The organism is Heyndrickxia camelliae (assembly GCF_002844575.1).
In the GTDB taxonomy this organism is placed as follows: domain Bacteria; phylum Bacillota; class Bacilli; order Bacillales; family Bacillaceae_C; genus Margalitia; species Margalitia camelliae.
In genome coordinates, this window is record NZ_PIQO01000002.1 from 250,668 (window position 1) to 275,280 (window position 24,613).

22 protein-coding genes and 1 pseudogene are annotated in these 24,613 nt (G+C 37.8%); 8 read left to right on the plus strand and 15 right to left on the minus strand.

What is annotated here, in order from left to right; translation table 11 throughout:
* Nucleotides 1-174 precede the first annotated feature (174 nt).
* Both CWO92_RS04500 and CWO92_RS04505 read right to left on the minus strand, forming a co-directional pair.
* On the minus strand, nt 175-828 hold the full coding sequence (locus CWO92_RS04500; protein ID WP_101353002.1) for a CoA transferase subunit B: 654 nt from the start codon (nt 826-828) through the stop codon (nt 175-177).
* 26 nt (nt 829-854) lie between these two features.
* Nucleotides 855-1,556, minus strand: coding sequence for a CoA transferase subunit A (locus CWO92_RS04505; RefSeq protein WP_101353003.1), 702 nt, complete (start codon nt 1,554-1,556; stop codon nt 855-857).
* 134 nt (nt 1,557-1,690) lie between these two features.
* On the opposite strand from CWO92_RS04505, the gene CWO92_RS04510 reads away from it, so the two are divergent.
* The gene (locus CWO92_RS04510) at nt 1,691-2,566 is read left to right on the plus strand and encodes a LysR family transcriptional regulator (RefSeq protein WP_101353004.1); all 876 of its coding nucleotides are present in this window, start codon (nt 1,691-1,693) and stop codon (nt 2,564-2,566) included.
* Nucleotides 2,567-2,699: 133 nt separating this feature from the next.
* On the opposite strand, the gene CWO92_RS04515 is transcribed toward CWO92_RS04510, so the two are convergent.
* The 7 genes and pseudogenes from CWO92_RS04515 to CWO92_RS04545 form a co-directional block, all read right to left on the minus strand.
* Nucleotides 2,700-3,695: a zinc-binding dehydrogenase gene (locus CWO92_RS04515; protein WP_101353005.1), complete on the minus strand. Its 996-nt coding sequence runs from the start codon at nt 3,693-3,695 to the stop codon at nt 2,700-2,702.
* Nucleotides 3,696-3,737: 42 nt separating this feature from the next.
* Nucleotides 3,738-4,922 carry a M20 metallopeptidase family protein gene (locus tag CWO92_RS04520; protein WP_101353006.1) on the minus strand — a complete coding sequence of 395 codons (1,185 nt, stop codon included), beginning with the start codon at nt 4,920-4,922 and terminating at the stop codon, nt 3,738-3,740.
* Nucleotides 4,919-5,857: a S66 peptidase family protein gene (locus CWO92_RS04525; RefSeq protein WP_235851558.1), complete on the minus strand. Its 939-nt coding sequence runs from the start codon at nt 5,855-5,857 to the stop codon at nt 4,919-4,921. Before CWO92_RS04525 ends, CWO92_RS04520 begins: the two co-directional genes overlap by 4 nt.
* Nucleotides 5,858-6,029: 172 nt before the next feature.
* A pseudogene (locus CWO92_RS04530) lies at nt 6,030-6,558 on the minus strand (spore maturation protein).
* A 261-nt stretch (nt 6,559-6,819) separates the two neighbouring features.
* Entirely contained in the window at nt 6,820-7,248 is a 429-nt protein-coding gene (locus CWO92_RS04535; protein ID WP_367593481.1) for a nucleoside recognition domain-containing protein, read from the minus strand.
* A gap of 232 nt (nt 7,249-7,480) precedes the next feature.
* Nucleotides 7,481-8,446 carry a bile acid:sodium symporter family protein gene (locus tag CWO92_RS04540; protein ID WP_101353007.1) on the minus strand — a complete coding sequence of 322 codons (966 nt, stop codon included), beginning with the start codon at nt 8,444-8,446 and terminating at the stop codon, nt 7,481-7,483.
* A gap of 196 nt (nt 8,447-8,642) precedes the next feature.
* Nucleotides 8,643-9,404 carry an REP-associated tyrosine transposase gene (locus CWO92_RS04545; protein WP_101353008.1) on the minus strand — a complete coding sequence of 254 codons (762 nt, stop codon included), beginning with the start codon at nt 9,402-9,404 and terminating at the stop codon, nt 8,643-8,645.
* 528 nt (nt 9,405-9,932) lie between these two features.
* On the opposite strand from CWO92_RS04545, the gene CWO92_RS04550 reads away from it, so the two are divergent.
* Entirely contained in the window at nt 9,933-11,114 is a 1,182-nt protein-coding gene (locus CWO92_RS04550; RefSeq protein ID WP_101353009.1) for a hypothetical protein, read from the plus strand.
* Nucleotides 11,115-11,855: 741 nt separating this feature from the next.
* Here CWO92_RS04550 and xylB read toward each other — a convergent pair.
* The 3 genes from xylB to CWO92_RS04575 form a co-directional block, all read right to left on the minus strand.
* Complete coding sequence (xylB, locus tag CWO92_RS04560; protein ID WP_101353010.1) at nt 11,856-13,355, minus strand: xylulokinase; 1,500 nt, start codon at nt 13,353-13,355, stop codon at nt 11,856-11,858.
* A gap of 582 nt (nt 13,356-13,937) precedes the next feature.
* Entirely contained in the window at nt 13,938-15,287 is a 1,350-nt protein-coding gene (locus tag CWO92_RS04565) for a L,D-transpeptidase family protein (protein ID WP_101353122.1), read from the minus strand.
* A 286-nt stretch (nt 15,288-15,573) separates the two neighbouring features.
* Nucleotides 15,574-16,020 carry a ribosomal maturation YjgA family protein gene (locus CWO92_RS04575; protein WP_101353012.1) on the minus strand — a complete coding sequence of 149 codons (447 nt, stop codon included), beginning with the start codon at nt 16,018-16,020 and terminating at the stop codon, nt 15,574-15,576.
* 185 nt (nt 16,021-16,205) lie between these two features.
* On the opposite strand from CWO92_RS04575, the gene CWO92_RS04580 reads away from it, so the two are divergent.
* Nucleotides 16,206-17,048: an aldo/keto reductase gene (locus CWO92_RS04580; protein ID WP_101353013.1), complete on the plus strand. Its 843-nt coding sequence runs from the start codon at nt 16,206-16,208 to the stop codon at nt 17,046-17,048.
* A gap of 103 nt (nt 17,049-17,151) precedes the next feature.
* On the opposite strand, the gene CWO92_RS04585 is transcribed toward CWO92_RS04580, so the two are convergent.
* The 3 genes from CWO92_RS04585 to CWO92_RS25230 all read right to left on the minus strand — a co-directional run bounded on the left by CWO92_RS04585 (nt 17,152) and on the right by CWO92_RS25230 (nt 18,713).
* Complete coding sequence (locus CWO92_RS04585; RefSeq protein ID WP_101353014.1) at nt 17,152-17,607, minus strand: AraC family transcriptional regulator; 456 nt, start codon at nt 17,605-17,607, stop codon at nt 17,152-17,154.
* A 307-nt stretch (nt 17,608-17,914) separates the two neighbouring features.
* Nucleotides 17,915-18,328 carry a MarR family winged helix-turn-helix transcriptional regulator gene (locus CWO92_RS04590; RefSeq protein WP_101353015.1) on the minus strand — a complete coding sequence of 138 codons (414 nt, stop codon included), beginning with the start codon at nt 18,326-18,328 and terminating at the stop codon, nt 17,915-17,917.
* A 241-nt stretch (nt 18,329-18,569) separates the two neighbouring features.
* The gene (locus CWO92_RS25230; protein ID WP_165786603.1) at nt 18,570-18,713 is read right to left on the minus strand and encodes a hypothetical protein; all 144 of its coding nucleotides are present in this window, start codon (nt 18,711-18,713) and stop codon (nt 18,570-18,572) included.
* Between the two features lie 203 nt (nt 18,714-18,916).
* Between CWO92_RS25230 and CWO92_RS04595 the strand changes: the two genes are divergently transcribed.
* From CWO92_RS04595 to ulaA, 5 genes are all read left to right on the plus strand, one after another.
* Nucleotides 18,917-19,159 (plus strand): hypothetical protein, encoded by a 243-nt coding sequence (locus tag CWO92_RS04595; RefSeq protein WP_101353016.1) that lies wholly within the window; start codon nt 18,917-18,919, stop codon nt 19,157-19,159.
* Nucleotides 19,160-19,216: 57 nt separating this feature from the next.
* Complete coding sequence (locus CWO92_RS04600) at nt 19,217-19,891, plus strand: N-acetylmannosamine-6-phosphate 2-epimerase (RefSeq protein WP_101353017.1); 675 nt, start codon at nt 19,217-19,219, stop codon at nt 19,889-19,891.
* 761 nt (nt 19,892-20,652) lie between these two features.
* Entirely contained in the window at nt 20,653-22,692 is a 2,040-nt protein-coding gene (locus tag CWO92_RS04610) for a BglG family transcription antiterminator (RefSeq protein WP_101353019.1), read from the plus strand.
* Complete coding sequence (locus CWO92_RS04615; RefSeq protein ID WP_101353020.1) at nt 22,692-22,973, plus strand: PTS sugar transporter subunit IIB; 282 nt, start codon at nt 22,692-22,694, stop codon at nt 22,971-22,973. The genes CWO92_RS04610 and CWO92_RS04615 overlap by 1 nt, the downstream gene beginning before the upstream one ends.
* 17 nt (nt 22,974-22,990) lie before the next feature.
* Entirely contained in the window at nt 22,991-24,361 is a 1,371-nt protein-coding gene (gene ulaA / locus CWO92_RS04620; protein WP_101353021.1) for a PTS ascorbate transporter subunit IIC, read from the plus strand.
* The last annotated feature ends 252 nt before the right edge of the window (nt 24,362-24,613 follow it).

Consider the following 24,613-nt stretch of genomic DNA (forward strand, 5'->3'; position numbering starts at 1 on the left):
GTTAGTGGGACAGAGGATCCGGTCCTTTGTCCCGATATTAGTTGTGGCTGTGGGAGGAAGGATTCGGTCCTTTATCCCACTTAATAAATTCTCTGTTTACTATATTTTGAGTAAATCGGGAAAATCCGCTTTCTTTCTCTTTTGAAGCAGTCTAGAACAGTAGAACCGTCCCAATTATTGTGCTGCCAATAATTTCGGTGCGATAGTAAACTCTGCCTCTGTTTTTTCTTTCACTTCGGAAACGGTTACATTTTCTTGGGTTTCAATAAGCACCATTCCGTTTGGTGTAAAATCAAAAACAGCTAATTCTGTAATTAAACGATGTACAACTTGTTTTCCTGTAAGGGGCAATGAACATTCTCTTTTAATTTTTGATTCTCCGTATTTATTCACATGTTCCATAATGACAATTACTCGTTTTGCGCCATTAACAAGGTCCATGGCACCGCCCATTCCTTTAACCATTTTTCCAGGAATCATCCAGTTTGCTAGATCGCCTTTTTCCGAAACTTCCATGCCTCCTAGAATAGCTAAATCGATATGACCTCCTCGAATCATGGCAAATGATTCAGCACTATCAAAATATGATGCACCAGGCACGGCTGTAACGGTTTCTTTTCCAGCATTGATTAAATCTGGATCTTCTTGTCCTTCCACTGGATATGGCCCGATTCCGAGCAAACCATTTTCTGATTGCAGTAAAACATTGAAATCAGCTGGGATTTCATTTGCTACAAGCGTTGGTATCCCAATACCTAAATTAACATTCATTCCATCTTCAATTTCCTGTACCGCTCTCTTCACTATTTTTAGGTGTGAATCTTTCATTTTCGACACTCCCATCTATGAAAATATTATGCTTTTACAACAGTACGGCGTTCAATTCGTTTTTGATAATTCGTTCCGAGCAACAAACGTTGCACAAAAATACCTGGTGTATGAATTTCATCCGGATCCAGCTCACCTGGCTCAACGATTTCCTCTACTTCCGCTATCGTAATTTTTCCTGCCATCGCGGCTAACGGATTAAAGTTACGAGCTGCTTTGCGATACACAAGATTGCCAAGCGTATCTGCTTTCCATGCTTTCACAAGCGCAAAATCACCAACAATGCCGCGTTCCAATAGATAAGTTTTTCCATCAAACTCCTTTGTTTCCTTTCCTTCCGCAATTGGAGTTCCCACACCTGTTGCTGTATAAAATCCAGGTATACCTGCACCACCGGCACGAATCCGCTCTGCAAGTGTTCCTTGTGGCACTAATTCTACTTCCAATTCGCCACTTAAAAACTGTTGTTCAAAAATTTTATTTTCACCTACATAGGAAGACACCATTTTTTTAATTTGTTTGTTTGCAAGAAGTATCCCCAGTCCCCAGTCATCTACACCGCAATTATTACTGACAACGGTTAAGTCCTTTGTTCCTTGTTCTTTAAGTGCCTGTATCGTAAATTCAGGTATCCCTGAAAGTCCAAAGCCCCCAACAATAATGGTTGCTCCATCCTCAATATCTGAAATCGCTTCCATAAAGGAATGCATAACTTTGCTATTTTTCATTCATAAAGCCCCCTTTAATCGCTTATAAAATTCTGAATGATCCAACATTCAGTTTACAGTTCACCTTTTTATTAGTAAAATACATATATAGAATAAATAGTATGAAATTAAGGAATAAATAGGAGTTTTCAGTAATGGATTTACGTGAAATAAAATTATTTATCGAAGTAGCAGACCACATGAGTTTTACAAAAGCTGCCGAACATTCCTATGTATCACAGCCCTCCCTCAGCAAAATTGTCAAAAAACTCGAAGAAGAGCTGCAAGTTGAACTGTTTGATCGCTCTACTCGCCATCTAAGATTAACAGATGCAGGCAAAATTGTTTATCAACAAGGACGTAAAGCACTAGCCCCATTAAATGAGTTACATATTCTTTTAGATGAACTGAGAAATCTTGAAATAGGAGAGATTAAGATTGGCATTCCTCCGCTCATTGGCACTCTTTTTTTTCCGGAAATCGCTAGGAAATTTCACGCGGATTACCCTAAGGTGAAACTTCATCTTGTTGAATTGGGAGCAAAACGGATTGCAACTATCGTGGAGGATAGCCAAATTGATTTGGGGATCATTGTCCTACCTGCTGATGAGGAAAAGTTCAATGTATATCCATTCATCACGGACGAATTTGTATTATTTATATATGAGGAACACCCACTTGCAAATCGCAACTCGGTGATATTGAACGAATTGAAAGATGAAAAATTCATCTTGTTTTCAGAGGATTTCACATTGCATGACTATGTAATAAAAGCGTGCAACGAAGCAGGCTTTGAACCCATTGTTTCATATGAAAGCAGTCAATGGGATTTAATTGTTGAACTCGTTTCTTCCAAAATGGGGATAACCCTTTTACCAAAATCCATCTTTTACATGCAAAACCATGCCAATGTCAAAATGATTCCTATTAAAGAGCCTACCCTCTTATGGAAGTTAGGAATTATTACTAAAAAGGACGCTTATCTTTCGTTTTCATTGAAGCAGCTTTTAAACATACTTATTGGAACTTAAACAAAGCAGGGTGCTGCAACACTAGTAGTCACAGGCAAGACAAAGGAAACACAAACGGAGATCCGCTATTCTCATGCTTCCTACATATCCGGTCCCTGTGCCCTCACAGAATTGGGACGAGGGACCGGACCCTCTATCCCATCTTAAGACCGATTTTGCCTAATTGTTTGGCATTTTCTAATCGATGGAATGCTTCCATATATTGTTCAAGCGGATATACTTGGTCCACTACTGGTCTAATCTGATGCTTTTCGATGAACTGTACCATTTCTTTATACTCTTCCCCGCTTCCCATTGTGGAACCTAGAAAGTTAAATTGTCCATAAAAGAAAGCACGGAGATCCAGCTGCATGACATCACCTGTTGAAGAGCCGAATGTTACGATTGTACCGCCTTGACGTAATTGCTTTAGTGATTTATTCATTGTAGCTGCTCCGACACAATCAATGATTAGATCCATTTTTTCTCCATTAAGTTCTTCATCCCAGTCTACGCCCGTGTCAATTGCCTTATCAGCACCGATTTCCAGGGCTTTCTTACATTTTTCCTGTGAACGTGATGTTACATAAACAGTTGCGCCTGCTGCCTTTGCAAATTGCAGCATAAAGGTTGCTACTCCACTTCCAATTCCAGGAATAAGCACCTTCATACCAGATTGCACATTTCCTCTTGTAAATAAAGCACGATAGGCAGTTAAAGCTGCTAACGATAAAACACCTGCTTCCTCCCAGGTTAAATATGAAGGCTTTGCCACCACATTTTCTGCATGAACAACTATTTTTTCCGAAAAAGTACCATCGGTTGGATGGCCAAGAATGTCGAAACCAGCTGGTGGTGCATCACTCTTCTCTTTCCAGCCCAAGCTAGGGTTAATCATTACCTCGTCCCCGATCTTAACATCCTTTACGCCTTCCCCAACGGCATCAACGACACCGGCACCATCGGAACCTACGATAACAGGCGGATCTGTATGTTTGTGCCGGTTAAGGACAACAAATAAATCGCGATGATTTAATCCCGCTGTTTTTAGCTTCACCCTTACCTCGCCTGCTTTAGGAACTTTTTCATCTACTTCCCTTACAGATAATCCCTCAAAACCATCTTTTTCTGCATGAACGATTGCTTTCATGATCGAGTCTCCTTATTATGTAGTTTTCAAATTACAACATTTTTACCCTAAAAAACGCAAAGCATTCGCAACCTGCATTGCAACACCAATTTTCAAGCTATGCTCATCGATGTTAAAAAGCGGTGTGTGTACGTCATGGATAATGCCTTTTTCATTATTTCGTACACCTAGGCGGAAAAAGGCACCAGGTATTTCTTTCGCAAAAAACGCAAAGTCTTCCACTCCTAAGCTTGGCTTAGTTAGAACCTTCACATTTTCCTTTCCTATTAAGGTCTCGCCGCTGGCCTTTACAATATCCACCATTTCGTCAGCATTAATCAAGGAAGTATAGCCAGGTTCAACGGTTAGTACTGCGTGACCGCCCATTCCCTTTGCCACAAAGGTAACGGTATCCTCTAATTTTTGCAAAACAGACTCACGAATTTCAGGTATCAGTGTACGTACCGTTCCAACGAGCTTCACTTCATCCGCAACAATATTTCCTTGCGTTCCTCCATGAATCGTACCAAGCGAAATGACAGCTGATTCACGGGCATCCACACCACGACTAACGATGGTTTGCAGGGCACTAATAACTTGTGCGGCAATAACAATGGCATCCTTTCCCATATACGCGTAGGCACCATGCGCATTTTGACCTTTTACCGTTATGAATATCGTATCAGAAGAAGCATTCATTTGCCCATATTTGACTCCGATTTTTCCAACGGGTAAGTCTGTATCGACATGAAGCCCGAAGATTGCATCAACTTTTGGGTCTTCCAATACGCCTTCTTTTATCATGGGGACGGCTCCACCTACTGTTTCTTCGGCTGGCTGAAACAGTAACTTAATATTCCCTTTCAATAAATGTTTGTTTTGATTTAAAAGCTTCGCAGCTCCCAATAAAACGGTCATATGCGCATCATGTCCGCATGCATGCATTTTCCCATCGATAGTGGACTTATATGGTACATCACTTTGTTCTAAAATTGGCAAGGCATCCATATCTGCTCGCAACGCAATGGTTTTTCCATCCTGATCCCCTTTAATGAGTCCTACCACACCAGTATTTGCAATTCCCGCTGTGTATGGAATGCCCATCTCATTCAGGTATTCACAAATCTTATCCTTCGTTCTATATTCCTCCATACCAAATTCGGGATAAGTATGAAAATCTCTCCGCATTTTGATTAACCATGGGAAAATTTCTTGTGCTTGTTGTAGCAAATCCTCTTTTTCTATCATGACTGAACCACACTTTCTTCTATGCTTAAACTGCCATTGGTAGCATCTAGTTTTGCTTTTACTCCGAATGGTAAGGTAATTTTTGTATTGCAATGACCTGCCTGAAGATTATAGATGGTTGGTTTTCCAAACGGTGCAACAATAGTTTTAAATACATCAACAGTATCAAATCCATGAGAATAATTTGGTGATTCACTTTCCGTAAATGTCCCAAAAATTATACCTGCTGCCTCTTCAATTTTTCCTGCTAAAGCTAATTGTGTCAGCATTCGATCCACTTTGAATGGTTCTTCCCCTACGTCCTCAAGGAATAAAATTTTCCCCTTCGTATCCAATTCATAAGGCGTGCCCATTAGCGCCGTGACAAGGCATAAGTTTCCGCCAACCATTTCTCCTTCTGCCACACCATCTACTAAACTGAAAATCTCTTCTTCTTCAGGATTTTGGACAATTCCCAGTGGGGTTGGATCCATTAATACTCGTAATAAGGAAGTTCGGGTAAAATCATCGCTATCTAATAGATCTGATGTTGCCATTGGTCCATGTACCGTCGCTAATCCGCATTTTTGCAGGAAAACAGTATGTAACGCGGTGATATCACTATATCCAATAAATAATTTCGGATGTTGAACTATCGTTTCATAGTCAAGATAAGGCAATAATTGCGGTGTACCGTATCCACCACGCAAACAGAGAATGGCGTCAATTTCCGGATCTGAAAACATTTCATTAAGCTCATCTGCACGATTTTTGGGAGGTCCCGCTAAATAGCCGCCATACTCTTCATAACAGCTTTTTCCAACCTTGACTTGAAAACCAAGCTCACGAATAACCTGAATGGCCATTGGTACATTTTCCGCCTTCGTCGGACTTGCCGGAGCGGTTAACCCCAGAGTATCTCCAAACTTCAGCTTCTTCCCTTTAAACTTTTCCAATTCTGAAATCTCCTCCTAATAGGGACGAAGGAACCAGTCCCTCGTCTCGTTAAAAATGTGGGGGGATGAAGGGTCTGGTCCCTCGTCTCGTTTAATACGTTAACGAGTGTATGGATTGAAAAGTCATTCCCTCATCCCCTCGAAAAGGGATATGGTGCCTGTCCCCTTGTCCCTAAAACATTAGATTTACAATAATCACGGAGGCAACGATGCCAACAAAGTCCGCGATTAATCCCGCTGCTAAGGCATGACGGCTGTTTCTAATAGCAATGGCTCCAAAGTATACGGCAATAACTAAAAGGTGGTTTCTGTCGATTCTGAAATAACAGATGCATTATTACCGATTACAGAATCTGGCCCATAATGTTTAAATAAATCAACCATAATGCCTTGTGATCCCCCTCCCGAAAGCGGTCTCATTAATGCCATAGGAATAACTTCTTTCGGCATTCCAAACCACTCCCCAATGGGTGCTAACAATCTTGTAAGTAAATCCATAGCCCCGGATGCACGAAAAACACCAATAGACACGAGGATTGCTACTAAATAAGGAATAATTTTTACCGCTGTAGAAAAGCCTTCCTTTGCTCCCTCTGTGCCTCGTATACTTTTACTTTGCGAATTATCCCATATAAAGGGATGAATAATAATAAAAATGGAATCGCATAAAGCGATATGTTTTTCATAATATCTACAAACATCATATGCCCCTACTTTCCCTATTAGAATGATCGTATCTTTCGTTATGTTTTACTCCATAGGAATATCAATATTTTCCGATTTGTTTTCCTTCTTTAAAGCACGCTCAATCGAAAATAATGGCAACTTTTGAAGTAAAAGAGAAGCTGTAATTCCAGCAATGGTAGAGCAAATAGTTGCTAAAATCGTTGGACCGATAATAGATGTTGGATCGTGAGAACCAGCAGATGCCCTCAATGCAATAGTGGTAGAAGAAATAAGTGTTACAGAAGAGTATTTATTGCTAAGAACATGACCATTGCATTTGTCGCAATGCCCTTATGCGGATTTAATTTTTCTAATTCTGTCATTGCTTTAATTCCTAATGGGGTGGCCGCATTCCCTAGTCCCAGAATATTTGCACTGATGTTCATCATCATCGCCCCCATAGCAGGATGATCTTTCGGAACCTCCGGAAATAAACGAAACATAATTGGACGTACCGCTCTCGCAAGCAATTTTACCAGACCGCCCTCTGCGGCAATTTTCATAATACCTAACCACAAAGCCATTACGCCTATTAAGCCAATGGATAGAGTGACTGCTGTTCCTGCTGATTCGATGGCAGCATCAGTAACCTTTTGCATCTTTCCTGTTGCTGCACCAACCAAAATCCCAACAGCAAGCAACAAAAACCAAATGATATGAATCATTTTTCTCCCTCCCAATTTTATAAAATTTTATCATTTTTTGATGATATTATATTATCCTAATAATTAGATATCTTTTAATAGTTCGTGATTCATATACATGGGATATTTCTGCGCTTTTTCATGCTTAATGCTATTTCTCTATATCTTTATTATTTTTAAAATAAAATTATTTATCTCTTTAAAAAAAGGAAAACAAAAAAACCGCAGAAATCTTTTTCTACGGTTTGTATTCCTAAGCTATCCTTTTTTCTCTTTTCTCCATGCGTACATAAAATTTATCTATCATATATCCGGAAGTCGATGCAAGTATTTGTTGAAAGAGCATAGATATGATAACCGGAGTTGCTACACTTGGGGCAAAATAAGTAACAGCGATAACGGCTCCTGCACTTATATTTCGCATTCCTCCAAGAAACGTTAATGCAACGACAGTATCTCTATCTCTTTTCAGCCACATCCCAATCAAAAAGGAAAACAAATAACCAGTAAAAGCGATAAGGAAAACAATTATCCCAATTCCGATTAACTTTACGCTTATATGTTTTAAATGAGGAGCAATAACCGATCCGTTCAGCATGACTACAAGCCCTAAACATATTTTAGAAAATGGGGCTAATTTAATACCTAAAGTATCTTTAATTTTGCCTTTTGTCATCTGATTTAGAATCATCCCCAAAATGGAGGGAATTACCACCATCTCAAATAGTCCTTTCATAATGCCAGCCGTATCTAATTCCACCTTCTGTCCCACAAATAAGGAAAGGGTATATGGAACAATAAATGGCGAAAGCAAGGTATCTATTAAAATCAGCGATAAGGTTAAAGCCATATTTCCTCTGTAAATAGACACCCAGATGACACTTGTAACACCAGTTGGTATAACCATCCCTAGGACTAGACCAGTAATTGTATAGGCATCACCATGAAACACAGCATGGCCAATTCCCCAAGCCCAAATCGGCATTAAAACATGCAAGATTAATAGAGCGATGATGATCGAAAATGGATGCATGACCACTTGTTTCAATGATTGAAAATTAGAGCCTAGGCTTCCTGCAAAGGTCATAAACGCAAAAATCCACGGAACGAGAAAGGAGTAATCCTTTAAATACACAGACAATAACACACCAAGAACGACACTAACTGGTGTAATAAAAGGCATCATCTTCTCCAGCCGCTTATTCATTCTAACTAACAAAAAAACATCTCCTATTCTAGGTGTCAAACACTGTCTATTTCTTTCCTTTATTAGAATAATATGAAAAAGAAGATAGGTAAATAATTTTTTAGAAGATGCGCACGGAGGGACCGGTCCCTTTTCCCATTTTGATGGGTTGAAGGGTCAGACCCCTCGTCCCATTTTACAAATCCACCCTGGGACAACGGGCCACACCTTAACGAACACGCCCGATAACACTCTTGGATATGCCGGTTACACGTGATAATTGTTCATAGGTAATACCCTTTAATTCTTTCAGTTCAAGAATGATGGCATTTCTTTTGGATTTGTCCATCTGTTGCAAAGAAGCAATATTTTCGACACCTAATTGTTGAATAAAATGAATGACTTCGCTATCAGACCTTTTCACTCTGACAAAGTCATCTAAAAACTGATCGTTATTATTTTTTATCATATATTCCTCATACCACTTGAGAGCTTTTCTTTTATTTTTAGAAAATAGGCAAAGGCCATAATCTGTATCAATTAAGTCCGTTTTTCGGATGTATTCATTTACACTTGTCCATTTACAATCGAATACATTTTTCGTCAGTCCAGCTTTCACAGGGTTTTGATGTATATATCTTAAGACCTTTAGAAAGGATGTATCTGTCTCCACAGGCTCACTTTTAAATCTATCTTGAAATAGATGACCATAGCGTTCATATTTTTTATTGTACCAATAAACATAGCTGGCACTAATTCTTTGCATTGTTTTTGAAATGCTTTCCTCCGTTTCTTGTAATAGCAAATGTAAATGATTATCCATCAAACAATAGGCATACAAATTGATTTTACTAACCTCTTTACATTTCTGTATTGTTTTCAACATCCTTCTCTTATCATCTTCCTCCTCAAAAATCGTTTGTTTATTAATACCTCTAATCATAATATGATAAATTCCATTACTGCTTTTCATACGCGGGGTTCTTGGCATAACTATCACCTCGTTAGGAGACTTTTGGGGGATGGAACAGAGGGTCTGGTCCATTAATGCAAAAATAGAAGGTATATTGGAATAATGTAATAAAAAGGGAAAACTATTAGATAAACAGGGTTGCTTAAGATTTGGATAAAAGGATGGGACATCAGACTTTTTAAAGGAAGATATACAGAGGAATTTGATAAGAGAAGTTAATCTATATATTTCTACTTATTAGGTAAATATCCTCCCTATTCCCCTAAAATATTCAACTATGACGGGATAAATGGCCTGACCCTTCAATGCCTAAAGTGGGAAATGGGACCTGACCCTCCATCCCAGGTGAAAATTGTGTGGTAATTTTGTGAGATATATTTTATAATCGAAACTATTATTATCAGAAGTTAGCCTATTTTCTGATTTAAGTTAACTTTCGGTGATTATTTTACTAGTTTTATTACGTTAAGGACATTCTCTTGTATTACCAGATGTCTGAATAATCACAATAATTACCGACACATTTTAAACTTAGGAGGCGCTATGATGACAATTAATGAACCAGTTTTTGCGGCAATGCTCGTTTTAGCATTAATTGCGGTAGGCGAAATTATTTCTGTTTTAACAAGGGCAAGGGTGCCAATGCTTTTAATTGCCATACTCGGATTTCTTGTTTTAGTTTGGACCGGAATTTTCCCAAAAAATATCGTAGATACATCAACTTTTAGTCAAATTGGAAGTTTAATGACGGGGCCATTAGTCGTTCATTTAGGTACACTTATTCCGTTAACCCTAATGTTGAGACAGTATAAAGCTGTATTAATCGCACTAGGAGGAACACTTATAGCTATCGCATTAGTTCTTCCGATTATTACAATGCTATTTGGGTATGAAACGGCTGTTGCTGGGATGGGACCAATGGTAGGAGGGATTGTTGCTTTTATTGTCACCTCTGATGAATTAAAAGCGCTGGGTTTTACTAATCTTGTTGCGATTCCTGCACTTGTACTTGCGATTCATAAGCTGTTTGGCATGCCGGTAGCTTCCATATTTCTTCGTAAATACGCACTTATTTTACGTGATAAAATTGGACTTGCAGATGGAAACAAATATACTGCAGCGACTTTAGAAGCATCCCTGCAACAAAAACATAAAAGCAAGCCTAAAAAGAAATATGAATTTAACACCGCAAATGTCCTCCTATTCAAATTATTCCTAGGTGCATCCCTTGGAACGGTTATCGGTAGCTTTACAGGGGTTAGCTCTACCATTTGGTGTCTGATCATTGGTGTTCTTGGATCCGCATTAAAATTTTATAATGAAAATATTATGGACAAGGCTAAAGCTTCAAGTGTTGCTATTCTTGGCACTATTTTTATTGTCATCGCATCGATGAGCACCGTAAGCCTAACTCAATTTTTGCATTTCATCCCACAGATTTTAGCGATCATTCTCATTGGTCAATTTGGAATTTTAACAGGGGGATTTATCTTTTCAAAACTATTTAGAGTGCATCCTTACAAAGGAATGTCCCTTGCTTTAACCTCTATGTTTGGATTTCCAGCGGATTATATACTCTGTCAAGAAGTGAGTCGAAGTGTTGGCAGAACCGAAGAAGGGCAACAAAACCTTTTAAATGAATTATCACCTCCTATGTTAATCGCTGGCTTTACAACTGTGACTGTCGCATCGGTGATCATCGCTAGCGTTTTAGTTAAAACATTGTAATAAGTATGGTGTCAGGTATCTCAGGTATCAAATTAGAGTGTTTTTAATCATTATCTGACACCTCATTGTTGGAAAGCTTATGTATATTTCAGTAGCTGCGCATTATTTGCTTCGCTATTTCATAATGTTTAAGAACACTGTTATACCAAAACTGGTTCCTTTATCATTCGGTGGAAAACAATGCTCCTAATCGCGATAGCTGTTCTTGTATTCCTTTCTTTAAAGGTAGGACTAAGCAGTAACTTAACATAAAATTAAGTTGGTTATCATAGTGTACACTGTGGTTCTAGTATAAAAAGAAGTTGAGCGTCAACATGTGGGAAAAAGTGGACCTGGTTTGATTCATTAAAGAAATTATTAACATTTCGTAAAAGCTTGAAATGTAATCGCTGTGGAGAAGTTCAGTATCAATACTCTACATCTTTATTTGTTTTATTTCCAATTATCACTATACCATTTTCTGTAATGTTTGATTTATCTTTACATTCTGCACTACTCTTAGAATTCACCTTGATAGATAATTTTGGTGATGTTTATAGCACCACTATTTTTGAACTTAACTAATAAAGAAGAACCATTATGGTAAAGAAGGGAGATTGCCAAACAGCCTCCCTTTTTTTTCATGTACTTCAACATTATTGATTAACATAGCTAAAGTTAAAGAAATATGGACTTTACCGCCCGTTGGAGTTGCTTCAAAAGCTACCATGGGGAAAAGGGACCAGCGCCTTCAAACAATCCTTACCTCTTAAATTCCTTCAGTTGTTCGTTGAGACTTTTGGTATTCTTGTAAATTTGTTTATAAATCGAAAATAACTTCTTGTATTTTTCGACATTCTCTTTTATTGGGTAATAGATTTTCTCTGTTTGGATAAAGCTTGTGGCACATTCTTTTAAGGTGGAAAACCATCCGCAGCCAATTGCTGCTAGCATCGCCGCTCCCATACCTGGACCTTGTTCACTTTCTAGTTTTTCAATTTTAGAATCGAAAATATCTGCTTGCATTTGCAACCATGCCTCATTTTTGGCACCACCACCGATGGATACGATGGCTTCAATATTCTTTCCGTTTTCTCTAAAAATCTCAATCGATTCATTTAATGAAAAGGTAATTCCTTCTAGGATAGCCCGTACAAAATCCTTTCGTTCATGAAGGGCATCCATTCCTATAAAGCTCGCCCGAATGGTGGAATCTGCATGTGGTGTCCTCTCTCCCACTAAATACGGTGTGAAAAGCAGACCATTGGATCCGACAGGCACTATCCCCACTTCTTGTAAAAGGTCCTCAAACTTCTCATCCTGAGCGATTTTTTCTTTAAACCAATTTAAACTATACCCAGCCGACAAAGTTACCCCCATTGTATAAAAGGAATTTGGTTCTCCATGATTAAAATAGTGGACTTTCCCTTCGAAATCAAGATCGTTGCGTGTTTCATAGGATAAAACGACACCTGAAGTGCCCACACTGCATAACGTTTTTCCTTCCGACAATATTCCTGATCCAATCGCGCCGCAGGCATTATCTGCCCCTCCAGCAAATACTTTTGTGAACTCTGACAATCCTGTTAACCTAGAAAATTCAGGAGAAATAGTACCGACAAATTCATGTGATTCTACCAGAGGTGGACAAAAATTAGGAGAAAGACCAAATAGATTTAGTAATTCCTCACTCCATTCCCTTTTACTCATATTCAACAACAATGTTCCAGCAGCATCCGAATATTCACTATGTATGTTGCCTGTGATTCGGTAGCGTAAATAATCCTTAGGCAACAGAAAAACGCTGGCCCGCTCAAAAGTTTCAGGTTCATTTTCTTTCACCCAGAGAATTTTTGGCAAGGTAAACCCTTCTAAGGCCGGATTCTTAGTGATTTCTAGTAAACGCTGTTTGCCCACGGTTTCGTAAATCTCTCTGCATTGCTTCGTTGTTCTCGTATCATTCCATAAAATTGCATTTCTTAAAATACGCTGTTCTCGATCTAATAAAACAAGCCCATGCATTTGTCCGGAAAAACTAATTCCTTCTATATCATGGATATCCCCTTGAAATTGGTTAATCATCTCCGATATACCTTCTACTGTTTTTTCTACCCATTCTTCCGGATTTTGTTCACTATATCCAAATTGCTCTTGTATTAATGGATAAGATTTAGATGTTTCCATACATACATTTCCTTTTTGATCGACAAGTAATATTTTCACAGCACTTGTTCCAAGGTCAATTCCGATTACATATTTCATCCCTGCACCTTCCTTGCTCTGGAATCGGGAACAGGTACCCGCTCCAGTATAATAAATAAATTGGTACTTTAATCAATATAACTATCCATCCCTATATCCTTACAATGTTTCAAGCAAGTACTGATTCATTAATACTTTTAAACATTCTGGTTCAGCATGATTGATATTTGATTTTTGGTAATACTAATACATATGCTTCTAATTCACGGAAATTAGTCTTACCTTGAACAATATCTAAAACGTTCCTTTTGTATAGCTGCTATAATGTTTTTCATCCAAATCTCCTTCCATTGACAAATCTTAATCTAATAGCTAAGCTATCCATCCATGCCAATCAAAATAATGTTCTGTTTTTTATAAACGAGGACAAAGTGGTGGGGCTATAGTCAGGACATAAAATCGGGTTCCTTTTCCTATTGAAATGGAGATCAAGCCTTATTGAAGTGCACGCGAAAATAAGAACAGGTAACCGAGGAGAAGGGAGAATCCGTCTCTCGAGAAGCAATTAAAGTAAGTGTCCACATAGGGTGGACACTTTATCAATTTGTCCACGAGTGGTGCCAGGCACCACTCAATGTTTTTTTAATATATGATTACGGGTTCATTTTGTTCGAGATTGTCATATACAGCCTTCATTACACTTGGCGGGGTGTTGACGCAACCTCCTGATCCATGATGGAGGTAGGCATCACTAGCCCAATTTGTTCGCCAATAAGCATCATGGAATCCACAGCCGCTATTCGTAAATGGTGCCCAATAGTTGACTTTAATCGAATAATTAGGATTGCCTACTTCACTGCCTTTCAGTACAGATGGCGATGCTTTATACATAATATACCAAACACCTTTTGGTGTATCCTCTTGAGTATCGTGTCTGCCAGTAACCACTTTTGTTGTTACTTTTAACTTTCCGTCTTTATAAATCCAAATCTTTTGGTCCTTAATAGATACTTCCGCATATGTATTGCCAATCCCATGATTTGCGGTCGTATGATAGCCAACACCGTAAGTATTCCAGCCAATCCCATAGACATTGTAGGCTAAAATGGATTTTTTGCCTTTTTCAAGGGCTGCAGCAATCCGCTTCGACTCTTCCACAACATTTATAGACCAGCCATAAGATTCCCCTTTAATTGAAATTTCCTTCCCTGAATGGGTTTTAAAGGTGTAATTTTTATGAAGGGTGGATTGAGTACGATTAATATCAGCAATCTTGTTTTGAATTTCAGTTGGATCAATCGTGTATTTGTTATCTTTTGAAATGGATGCATTTTTAATGACATCACTGGCTTTAAAGGCGTATACCTTATTTTGGACTTTATACTCAACCGTTCGCGTCATTAATTCTTGTAACTTTTTCTTTTCCTCTTTAATAATCGGACTGTTTGCTTTAATAGGCTGCAAAAATTTAGCATCTAAATGGATAATACTACTGTATTCATGTTTACTATAATCTTTTAGTAAGCCAGTAATATCGTATTGATTACCAGCCTCGCTTTTGGAAACGCTAATTTTTCCCTGATTCAATTGGACATGAGCATCCTTCGGGGCCTTTAATCCTTTATTTAGTGTCAAAAGTTTATCTTCTACTTGCTTTTTCATTGTTTTGCTGCGATAATAATCCGCCTTTGCTGGAAGCACTGAATAATTTTTTGCTTTAGAAGAAGGAAAGAACGTACGCTGAGATTTTAATATTTTCTTGATTTCCGGTAAATTTTTGTCCGTGAACCCCGTTTTGGTATCCTTCCCGTCAAAAATAAGCTTTTTTCCAACATAAACATCGTTTTTCAAAACGGTCGATGTTAATTTTTTTATAGCCTTTTCAGCAGTTAATCCACCGACATTTGTACCATTAATCGTGATATTCGAATTAAAATGAGTTGATTGATAATAATACATGCTGCTTACTGCAATCATGATGACAATTATCATACTACTAAGTAGGATGAGAGGAATTTTCCTCACGGTCTCCACCTCCAATTTATTCTTAAATAGGACGGAACCGTTTTTATCAAAGGAAATATTCTAGTAGAGTCCTATTTTTATGTATTTATTGCCAATAGCAAAATCTTTCCTTTACTATACCAAAATTTATGACCAATTTACTATCTCCATCATCTGTTCATTTGTGATATTTTTCTATGAATCTGCTGCCTTTTTAAAAATGGGCGGACATTGGTTAAGTAATATGCATGAAAATATCCTAAATCGCCAAATATTAATTTTTTAACCATTCCCTATAGATATACTTCCGGGTTATCTTATCTAAAACAGCAGCGATAAAAATTCCTGCTGCATATCTTATCAAATCTACAATAAGGAAACCTTTTCCTAAAATTAATGCGCCAACTACGGTACTGCGAATCTGATTGATCCAGACTGCCTGATAAAGTTGACTGAATTCGATTCCGAAGCTGAAAAAGAAACTTAGTAAGATAACTAGAAGCTGATTTTTCTTTACAAGGAAGAAACGAAAGCCAAAGTACACCATCATCGCCCATAGTGCATCACCGGTATTGCGTGCTAGAAATGCTGGCAGAAGGTAACCGAATTGCCTAGAAGAAAGTCCTAATAAAATCGTAATGATGACAGCTATCACATACGATAATCGCATGTTTCGACACTGTAATTTTAATCTTTCCTTTAATATTTTATGAGAATTCATAAAGTCACTCTTTTTCATAAATATATTTTTATCTACATTATATAGAAATGAAAAACAAATGAGGCAAGATTTTCATTAAGGACGGATGCAGGATCTTATTTCTGATTCCACTAATAAATCTCCAATCATGTATTATTGTCAGATATATGCTAATCTTAAAATATATGAGAAAGGAGTGTTTTCTGATGAGTAATATTATCCCTGAAATAAGACTTAACGATGGGTTGGCAATCCCTGTAATTGGTTTTGGTACATATACTTTAAAAGGAAATGAAGGTGCTAATGCGATAAAGAGCGCCATTGATGCAGGCTATCGATTGATTGATACGGCTTATAACTATGAAAATGAAGGAGCTGTAGGAGAAGCGATTCGCCGCAGTTCTGTTCCTAGAGGAGATTTACTAATCACATCTAAATTGCCTGGCCGTTATCATACATATGATAAAGCGGTTGTTACTATTCAAGAATCACTTTATAGAGCTAATCTTGATTATTATGATTTGTATCTAATACATTGGCCGAATCCGCAGCAGGATCACTATGTAGAGGCATGGCAAGCTTTAATTGACGCAAAAAAATGGGGATTAATTCGTTCTATTGGTGTTTGTAATTTCTTACCGGAGCATTTGGAGCGTTTAAAGAAGGAAACAGGTGTGATGCCAAGTATAAACCAAATTGAATTACATCCATTTTTCAACCAAGAGGAGCAAAGAAAATTTCATGAAGAGAATGAGATTGTGACGGAATCTTGGAGCCCATTAGCTCGTGCAAAGGAAGTTTTTGAAAACTGTACTCTTGAAAAAATCGCAAATCGATACAACAAATCTATTTCTCAAATTATTTTGCGCTGGCATTACCAACTTGGAGCAGTATCCATTCCTAAATCAGCATCCCCTATTCGGCAGCTTGAAAATCTTTCAATTTTCGACTTTGTACTAGACGAATCCGATATGAAAGAAATTTCGGGATTAACGAGTCAAGGTGGGAGAATGTGGAATCAGGATCCTGCTGTTTACGAAGAATTTTAAATCATGCTCTATTAGTATGATATTTGATACTTTCCTTCATGAACGGGCAAATTTTAAAGGTAGAACAAGAGCAGCAAATCTCTTGTTCTACCTTTTCTATTATTTAACTATACTTTTTTACTGGAACACATATTTCACAATAAAGATTGTTGTTCATATCGTCCGTGTATCTTTCCAAAATTGGTTTATTATCCATTTTATAGCCCATGCTTTGAAGAGAAGGAAAAATATCCTCATATGCTTTTTGAATATCTTTTGCTGTATGTTTGACTTGGTAAATAAGATATTCTCCACTAGAAAGTTCCCCTTCATAAATGGAATCATCCACTAGATAATCCTTCGTAATTACAATACAAGCATCAAATCTACAATTTTCAGGAAGCGTAGTCTCGGGGTTATCTTGGGGAATGGCAAATAAAGTTGCGGTTTTAAGAAGATTTCTCTCCTCTGCCCACCTCTTTAACTTCTCCATTACTTCAATATTTGCAGAACCATAAGGACCAACTCGTCTCATATAGGCAATGCGATAGCTCGGAATGGTTTCAACCCTATATTTCATATACGCTTTCTTTCCTTTCCTTATTAGTATTGTTTGTTACGAATTGAATGTAACATGCTTTAAAAATATAATCATTGGTTTTTCGTGAATTTTCTGATGATTTTAAAATGATTATTGATCAATCAACTTCCAAGTTTCATAAAATCATCAAAAAGGAATGGCTATTATTTTTCGATTTCCTTTAAACGCAAAATGAAAGCAATCATCTACATCTCTGGATTGCTTTCTTTTTTACCTGTCATGCTATAAACTGTCCACCACACATGGACAAATTACCAATTTGTCCACGAGTGGTGCCAGGCACCACTTATTCGTTTAGTTTTTCAAAGATACTTAGTAGTTGGTCTTTCTCTTCATTTGTTAACCTTTCGAATAGGTTTCTTCTTAATTCTTTTCCGTATTCCTCTGCTTTATGTAGTATATCGGAGCCTTTTTCCGTAATTCCTAAATAAATTACTCTCCTATCAGATTCATCGGTTATTCGAACAGTTAGTTGTTTTCGGACAAGTTTTTCAGATAAATGTGTTACCGTTGCAGGGGTCAATCCTAAAGTCCTCGCTATGTCGGATGGACGGCTATTGCCACTTACCATTAAATGCGCGAGTATTAGAATATGGCTTACACCTAGGTCCTCGTAAAACAATTTGTTCCATTGGATGATTAACTTATTTGTGATTTTATCCATATTGTGGGTAATTTCAAAAATCGTTTGTTCTTCCATTAAAAGTAACCCCCTAAATAAGACCCCATATTATTGGAGTTCTAATGTATCATATCTTTTATGCAACAGAGAATCCATCATCAATAACTAATTCTGCACCACTTATATAGGATGATTCATCAAAAGTAAAGAGCAATGCAGCTTCGCAAATCTTCTAATTGCCACAATCGGTAATGGTGTCGGTGGATTTAATTAACCAAGTAAATCCTTTGATGTATCTAATGCTTGTGCCATTGGGGTTTCAATGCTGCCAAGGAATAAGGTCTCCTCGGCGTTCGAGAGTTGTTGCTCCTTCCTTACATATACCACTAACAGCGCCTGTAGAAGCTGAATGATGATTGAAACGGTTTAGTAACATATCCACTAATTTCGTAAGGGGTTTCATATCGCTTTTTCCGTGTTATGATGATATCAAAGGCTGCTTGAATGGAAAAGTGATTGATTTGCCCATCCAAAAAGAATCCTTAGTGGATATTGCGATCAAATTCATCAGAACATATAGCCAAAAGTGATGCTTAAGTGGAAGCTTTCATATCTAATATGGTTTCGTTTCTGAGCAAGTAGCCGATAGAATGGGCGTGATCATAAATGCTGCCATTTACTCAAAACTTGGCAGTGATTTTTTACAGTAAAAGAATGTTTGAGCACACAAACAAGGATGTAGAGTGTGAATGCATCATTGCCGATTGGGCTAAAGAGGTTGCAAAAGGACAGGCACAAATTACTTTGATGTATACCCATACAGTATTATTATCGGCGGTGGAATCTCTGCTCAAGGGACATCATTGTTATATCTATTCCGTAATATTAACTTTGCAAAGCCAAAATTAAGATTGCAAAACTAGGTAACAATCTGCAAATATACCCATTTTTCAAGGAGGAATCAATATGTTAGCTCAAGTTAAAAATGAATTAATCGTATCTTGTCAAGCACTTCCCGACGAACCGTTACATAGTTCATTCATAATGTCCAAAATGGCACTGGCTGCGATGGAAGGTGGAGCTAAAGGGATCCGCGCAAATACTAAGGAAGACATAATAGCCATAAAAAATGAAGTAGCCTTGCCTGTTATCGGCATTGTGAAACGGGACTACGATGACAGCGATGTATTTATTACAGCAACTCATAAAGAAATAGATGAATTAATAGAAAGCGGTTGTGAAATGATTGCCATGGATGCAACCCATCGAAAGCGCCCAAATGGCATTTCACTGCAGGAGCTTGTCCATTATGCTAAAGATAAAGCACCTAATGTCGAATTAATGGCGGATATAGCAACATTAGAAGATGCCATACAGGCTGAAAAATTGGGATTTGATTGTATATCTACTACTCTATACGGGTACACAGCAGAAACATCTGATAAGAAACTATATCATGACGATTTTTCATTTTTGAAGGAGGTCCTCAATAAAATCAGCATTCCTGTCATAGCAGAAGGCAATGTCTTGACTCCGGAAATGTACAAAAGGTGCCTGGCACTCGGAGCACATTCCACTGTCGTTGGTGGTGCCATCACACGTCCTCGTGATATCACACGACGCTTCGTAGAGTTTGAATAAAAGAAAATCCGCCTCTTACAAAAATTTTGAGGCGGATTTTTTTATTCTTTCACTTTATAATTCTAATCTTTAAGTTGCCCTGACCATTCTTATCTGACAATTTCTACACCAGCTTCATTTAAATGATTTCCGCTTGTTTATCATGACCTTTTTCATGTTGAATACCAGCTTGCTTCAGTTTATAGATCAGCACTAGTTTTTTAATACTTTATTCTCTACTAATAACCCTTATTTATTTTAACGGTAAAAATGCCATAGCAATAAACTGGTTGAAGATCCCCATAAAAGCTATACCACCGCTTGAAATAGTATAAAAAATCCTCCAGAAAATAACTTTTTGGAGGATTTTTTTGGAGGGATAAATCAAGGCTGGGTCATGGGGGGCCGTTCCCTTTTCCCAGTAATCAATAGATAAAATTAATTATAGATTAGTTTATCACTAGAATAATGGACAAGATATTCTGAATGACATTCCGCCTTTTATTAAGATTATAGAAGTGGGACGAGGAACCTGACCCTCCAACGTATGACCCTCCAACGTATGTTTGTTTGGGAATAGGTGCAGTCCGCACTAACGTTCATCCCTATTTCTACACCATTCAAAAGGTAAATGACATGTCCCCTCCCCCTCTCTTATACTAGTGAAAATATATATTTTTAGAAGAGTCCAATTCAAAATTTTTTTCTGAACATTGATTGGACCCAATAACAATAGCTTAGAAAACGTTTTCATTTTATGATGATTATGAGGAGGATAAATCATGTTTGATCACCGATCGATACAACTACTTGACCAAATGATCCAATATCGTCGCTCGACCATTCCGGAATTAATGCGAAAACTGAAATTATCGCCTCGTCAATTTCACTATGATCTTGAAAAATTAAATGATGGATTAAAAGACATTCAGCTGCCTCCTATCAAACTTATCGACAATCATTATTTAGTGGAAGATTCCCTTATTGATAAGTGGCAAAACGGAGATTTACCTATCAAAAAAAATCAATTATTTTTTCAAGAATCGGAAAGAATCTATTTAATTTATCTCTACACCTTTATTCGTAGTGAACCTGTATCAAATTTGCATTACCAATCTTTATTACATGTGAGTAGGAATACCGCTTTAACAGACGTGAAAAAAGTCCGTGAGTTTTGCCTTTCCATGAACGTGGAACTGCAATACAATCGCACAAATGGCTACCATCTTAAAGGCACAGAAGAGGACAAACGGCGGATTGCATCTATATGCTTAGGTTCATTATTACAATTTCCACTTGGCCGTATAGGCATTGAGCATATAATGACAAATTGGCATAGGAGATTGGAAATAGAAAACATTCGCAGAAAAACGCAAGAACTAGCCAAACAATTTTCTGTGCAGTTTGTAAAGGACCGAGTAGATGAGCTTTGTTACTTACTTGCTTTTATAAAAGTAAGACATCAACGACAAACTATTCAATATCCTAATGACAAGCAAGCACTTATCTTACGTCAACCTTTATATGAAATGGGAACACAAATAGCAAATGATTTGTTTGGAGAGGCACATCAAGGCGAGTCCTTGTATATCACAATCCAACTGTTATCGGCTATTGAAGGAACCTCGAAGGCATTTCAGGATCCATTGCTCATAAAAATTGCTGATGACATTATTGAGCATTTTGAAAGGGTTACCTTAATTACCATTGATGAAAAAACAACATTAAGGGATAGCTTATATGCCCATCTTGTTCCAGCCTATTTTCGAATACAATTTGGAATTCCCATTGCTAACCCACTTATTAGCAAAATAAAAAAAGAACATTGGGAATTATTTTCTTTTGTTAAAAAAGCTTTGTACCCATTAGAACAATCAACTGGAAAATTGATAACAGATGAAGAAGTTGGCTATTTCACTCTCCATTTTGGCGGTCAATTTGCAGAACGAAAAAAGGAAACGAGGAAATATCGTGCTTTAATTGTATGTCCAAATGGGATTAGCTCGTCTTTAATGATGCGCTCTCAATTACAGCAGATTTTTCCCGAAATTCTTTTTTCAGATTCAACATCTCTGGAACAGGCAAAGGAAGCGGATCCGGAAAGCTATGACATGATCTTTTCAACCGTTTATCTTGCCTCACCAAAACCTTTGTACTTAATGCAGCCGCTACTAAGTACAGTAGAGAAAAACTTCCTTATTCAGGCAGTAGCAGCAGATTTTAGCTCACTAGACTATCGAACGGTTTCCGTTGAAGAATTGATGGAGGTCATTCACCGTTATGCAGATGTGAAAGATGAACAAAAATTATATGATGCCATCTCTACGAAACTATGGATCAAGAAATCAACAGAAAGGAGATATGCTCCCATGCTTTCAGAGATTCTAACAAAAGATATGATCCAATTTACGGAAGAATCCCTTGATTGGCAAACAGCTATTCGAGTGGCTGCAGAACCATTACAAAAAACGCAAAAAATCCAAAACAGTTATATCGACGCCATGATTAAAAAGGTGACCGATATTGGAGCGTATATTTACCTTGGAAAAGGTATTGCCATCCCTCATGCACGCCCAGAGGATGGTGTGAATCAGCTTGGCATGTCTTTTCTTCGTACAAAAAAACCTGTTTTATTGCTGGATGATGAATCCCGTTCAACAGACATCTTCATTTGCTTAGCGGCAATTGATAATCACACACATTTAAAAGCACTATCGCAGTTAACAAAATTTTTATCAAATAATGATTCTCTGCAAGCACTTAAAGAAGTTGCCACAGCAGAAGAACTCATAAATTTAATCAAAAAAGGAGAGGAAGAATAATGAAAATTTTAGCTGTTTGTGGATCCGGTTTAGGAACAAGCTTTATGGTTGAAATGAATATTAAGCAAATTTTAGATGAGCTAGGTGTTACAGATGTAGAAGTGGAACATTCTGATTTAAGTTCTGCCACTCCAGGAGATGCAGATGTATTCTTCTTAGCTAAGGACATCGCTGAAGGCGGTGCGGGATTAGGAGAAGTAGTCATCCTTGAAAGCATAATTGATATGGATGAACTCCGTACAAAAGTAACCGAGGTTTTACGACAAAAAAACTTCATTTAATAGAAGGGTGAGGAAAAATGAACAAAGTATTGAGTGTTTTAGTCGACATTTTAAGAGAACCTTCCATCCTAGTAGCGTTAATGGCTTTAATTGGTTTACTGGCACAAAAGAAAAATCTTCCTGACATCATTAAGGGGACCACGAAAACATTTGTTGGATTTCTAGTCATTGCTGCAGGGGCAGGTATCTTACAAAACGCTCTTGCTCCCTTTGGCGATATGTTCCAACATGCATTTCATGTAAAAGGTGTTGTTCCTAACAATGAGGCAATTGTAGCAATAGCTCTTACCAAATATGGTACTAATACTGCACTTATAATGTTTTTCGGTATGATTGCGAATATCCTAATTGCCCGCTTTACTCGTTTTAAGTACATTTTCTTAACCGGTCACCATACTCTTTATATGGCATGTATGATTGCCGTTATTATGACGGTAGCAGGCTTCACTTCGGCACCACTGATTATTATTGGCGCTATCGCATTAGGAATTATTATGTCCCTTTCTCCCGCTATGCTTCAACCTTTTATGAGAAAATTAACTGGCAATGATAATGTAGCGCTTGGACATTTCGGCGGTGTTGGTTATGCACTAAGCGGCTTAGTAGGAAAAGCGATTGGAGGTAAAAATCCAAAATCAACAGAAGATATCAATTTTCCAAAAGGTTTAGGTTTCCTTCGTGACAGTACCGTAAGTATTGCTTTAACCATGGCTGTTATTTATGTTATTGTTGCACTTTTCGCTGGGCCTTCCTATATCCACCAACATTTAAGCAATGGACAAAACTATATTGTGTTTTCGTTAATTCAGGCAGGAACCTTTGCAGCAGGTGTATTTATCATACTATCCGGTGTCCGTTTAGTACTAGCAGAAATTGTTCCGGCATTTAAAGGAATTTCTACCAAAATTGTCCCAAATGCAAAGCCGGCATTGGATTGTCCAATTGTATATCCTTTTGCACCAAATGCTGTATTAATTGGATTCTTCTCCAGTTTCGTCGGCGGTATTGTGAGTATGCTTATTATGACGCTTACTGGCGGGGTAATCATTTTACCAGGTGTCGTTCCACACTTCTTCACTGGTGCAACAGCTGGAGTTATTGGTAATGCTACTGGCGGTGTCCGCGGTTCTGTTCTTGGATCGTTTGTAAATGGTATTTTGATCAGCTTTTTACCAGTTTTCTTAATGCCAGTTCTTGGAGATCTCGGATTTGCTAATTCTACATTCTCCGATGCTGACTTTGGAGTAGCCGGTATCTTCCTAGGATCTCTTGCTAATCATGGCGGTAAAGGTGCGATTATCGTTGGAATTCTAGTGGTTTTAGCTATTATGGTCCTTTTCAGTATCCGCAAAAGGGCAAAAGATATGAATTCTAATATTGGAGCATAAAGAAAATCGTCGGCACCTCACTTGTTGAGCTGCCGATTGATTTTTATTAGAAAAGTGTAAGTGCCTTGAGCATCGGCGTATGGACTTCGTAGTCTCTGACGGAGATAAAGGAAACACAGCGAGGTAGTTCACTGATGTTGACTATTCGTAGGGAGGAGACGGAGAAATCCACTAGCTGATAGGCGCTGGTGAAATTTGAAGTACCAATTTCACTTGGAGCTAGATATAGTCTAAACATGTTAAATAATTCAT